This window comes from Moorena sp. SIO3I6 (genome assembly GCF_010672095.1).
In genome coordinates, this window is sequence record NZ_JAAHHU010000541.1 from 1 (window position 1) to 2,872 (window position 2,872).

The following is a 2,872-nucleotide window of genomic DNA, read 5'->3' on the forward strand; positions in this document are numbered from 1 at the left end:
ACAAGACACCAAAAATATAAAACTTGAAAAAATCGCAGAGTCACTCCCTTTACCCATTCAATTTCAATCACGACGTAAAAAACTACAGAGATTTTTGTCTTTGCCAGTATTTGATGTCAAATATTTGTGGTTTCCAATTATTAAAGAATGGATAAATCAAACATTTCCTAAAGAGAAAATAATCTATTTAGCTATCGATAGAACTAATTGGAAGGACAAAAATTTATTGATGATTAGTCTAATTTATAAAAATCGAGCAATCCCAATTTATTTTGAACTTCTTTCAAAACTTGGTTCAAGTAATTTTTCAGAGCAAAAACAAATAATATCAACTATTATAGGGCTATTTGATGGCTATGATGTTGTCATTTTGGGTGACCGGGAATTTTGTTCAGTTAAATTGGCTGAGTGGCTAGATAAACAAGGTTTTAAGTTTTGTTTAAGACTTAGAGAAAACGAGCAAATTGAGCTCAAAAATCAGGGGTGGATTTCCTTGAAAAACTCGGGATTGAAACCGGGAATTTCGTTATTTTTTGAAAAGGTTAAAGTCACCAAAACTAAACAAGTATCAGGATTTAGTATTGCCTGTAAATGGAAGAAAAGTTATCGAAATTCAGTAACAAAAGAAGGTTGGTTTATTCTAACAAATATGAGCGAAGTATCTGAGGCAATATCCGCTTATAAAAAACGTTTTGATATTGAGGAGATGTTCCGAGATTATAAAAGCGGTGGATATAATATGGAAGGCAGTAATGTTGTCGGCGAACGCTTTATATCTTTAGTTATTATAATCTCTTTTGCTTACTTTATTGCAACTATTCAGGGAGAAAAAATTAATAAAAAAGGAGTTCAGAACTATGTAGCTAGAGTCAAAGAATATGGGCGATCAACTAAAAGACATAGTAATTTTTATATTGGAATGTATGCTCAAAAATGGATTAATATTAGGTCGCAATGTTGGGAATTAGTTGATAAGTTAATGCGTTTAAGTCGTCATAAGCTCGATAATTATTTACGAGGTATGAGAGCTATGAAGCTTATACAGTCTACTTTTTAGCTCTCATGTCGCCCCCCCAGAAAAAATTTTTCTTCCTGATACAACTCAAAGTAGACTGCTTGGATGAGCTTCCAATCGTCTTCTGTATCCAAAGTCCAGCGATAATGTGAGAAATCTTCGTCCCATGTTTGATTATGTAAAGTAAAGATTTCAGGATGTTCGTAAATATAGGGTGTAACGTGTTCTCTTTGGTATGGCTTTCGTGCTTCTTTAAATGCTGTTTCTAAAGTATCAAAAGTAAAAATTTCTGCATCCAAACCACGAGGATAGCTACGTTTTAGGCAATTACTTAAATAATTTATTTGTAATTATTTACTTGTTTTTTTTTAAACTCTTCCAACATTTGTGACAGGATTGTATGGTCAAATAGAGGACAGTCAGAAGTAATCCTCACAACCACATCAGCGTGATAGTTTTTAGCTGCTAGATAATACCTGTCTAAAACATCATCTTCACTTCCACGAAACCACTTTGCCCCATATTTTTCTGCTTCTGTCACAATGACATCATCTATTGATGAATTAGTCGTTGCTACAACAACTTCATCTAGTAAATTACAAGCTCTAACCCGGGAAATAACATGTGCCAAAACGGTTTTGTCACAGAGTTGTTTCATAACTTTACCCGGTAGACGAGTTGAGCCCATACGAGTTTGAAGAATGGCAATAATTCTCATAGCAAAATTTTTTTCAGTACTGTTACTACCCTGTTTTGATATTCTTGAGTTAAGCCATAGTACAAAGGAAGTGAAATAGCTTCTCGGTAATACTTCTCTGCTTCAGGAAAATCACCCCAACCAAAACCTAACTCTTGGTAATAAGGCTGAGTATGTACCGGAATATAGTGCAAATTAACTCCAATTCCTGCTTGACGAAGTTCCTCAAAAACTTGCCGATGAGTTTTAGTAATCTTATCCAATTTTAATCGAATGACGTATAAATGCCAACTCGATTCTGTATCTGGATTTTGCCAAGGTAAGGTCAATGGTAAATCTTGCAGTAGCTTGTTATACCTTTGAACTAAAAACCGGCGGCGCTCAACAAACTCGTCTAAGCGCTGCATCTGACTAATACCCAACGCTGCTTGGATATCTGTAATGCGATAATTAAAGCCTAATTCTAACTGCTGATAATACCAAGGACCATCAGATTCCCCTTTCATCAACTCCGGCTTGCGGGTAATACCATGAGTGCGTAGTCGGATCAGTTTTTCGTATAAATCTGCTTGATTTGTTAGCACCATACCACCCTCACCAGTAGTGATAATCTTCACCGGATGAAAGCTAAACACCGTTAGATCAGAAAACTGACCTAAGCCAATCGGCTGTCCTTGATATCGTGCACCAATAGCGTGGGAAGCATCTTCAATCACCCTAAAACCGTACTTTTGAGCTAACACTCCAATCGAGTTCATCTCACAGGACTGACCAGAAAAATGAACTGGAATTACTAATTTTGGTAAACAGCCTTGTTGCTCTGCCCAAATTAATTTGCGCTCTAACTCCTCTACACTGAGGTTATAAGTCCTAGGGTTAATATCAACAAAATCAACCCTTGCCCCGCAATATCGTCCACAATTAGCAGATGCCACAAACGTGTTGGGGGAGGTCCACAGTGTATCCCCTTTGCCCAACCCAGCAGCTAGGCAAGCAATGTGCAAAGCCGCCGTAGCACTAGACACAGCTACACCATAGGTTGCCCCGCAATAATCCGCCACAGACTGCTCAAATTTAGCGATCGCTGGTCCCTGGGTCAGCCAATCGGATTGCAAAACCTCAACTACAGCATCAATATCCTGTTGACTAATAGTTTGACA

The 2,872-nt window shown here is 37.3% G+C and carries 3 protein-coding genes and 1 pseudogene; 1 reads left to right on the forward strand and 3 read right to left on the reverse strand.

Translation table 11 applies throughout. From position 1 onward, the window contains the following. Nucleotides 1–1,077, forward strand: a pseudogene (locus F6K49_RS39180) (IS4 family transposase); the annotation flags it as partial. On the opposite strand, the gene F6K49_RS39185 reads toward F6K49_RS39180, so the two are convergent. From F6K49_RS39185 to pseC, 3 genes are all read right to left on the reverse strand, one after another. Beyond that, nucleotides 1,054–1,314, reverse strand: coding sequence for a hypothetical protein (locus tag F6K49_RS39185; protein WP_293105954.1), 261 nt, complete (start codon nucleotides 1,312–1,314; stop codon nucleotides 1,054–1,056). The pseudogene F6K49_RS39180 and the gene F6K49_RS39185 overlap by 24 nt on opposite strands. Before the next feature lie 41 nt (nucleotides 1,315–1,355). Beyond that, nucleotides 1,356–1,733, reverse strand: coding sequence for an NTP transferase domain-containing protein (locus F6K49_RS39190; RefSeq protein ID WP_293105948.1), 378 nt, complete (start codon nucleotides 1,731–1,733; stop codon nucleotides 1,356–1,358). Then, nucleotides 1,730–2,872: UDP-4-amino-4,6-dideoxy-N-acetyl-beta-L-altrosamine transaminase (pseC, locus tag F6K49_RS39195; RefSeq protein ID WP_366514287.1), on the reverse strand; the 1,143-nt coding region annotated here is incomplete at its 5' end. The genes pseC and F6K49_RS39190, both read right to left, overlap by 4 nt.

Coding starts and splice junctions, on each gene's coding strand:
- F6K49_RS39190 (WP_293105948.1), bottom strand. CDS start 1,733: ATGAGAATTATTGCCATTCTTCAAACTCGTATGGGCTCAACTCGTCTA.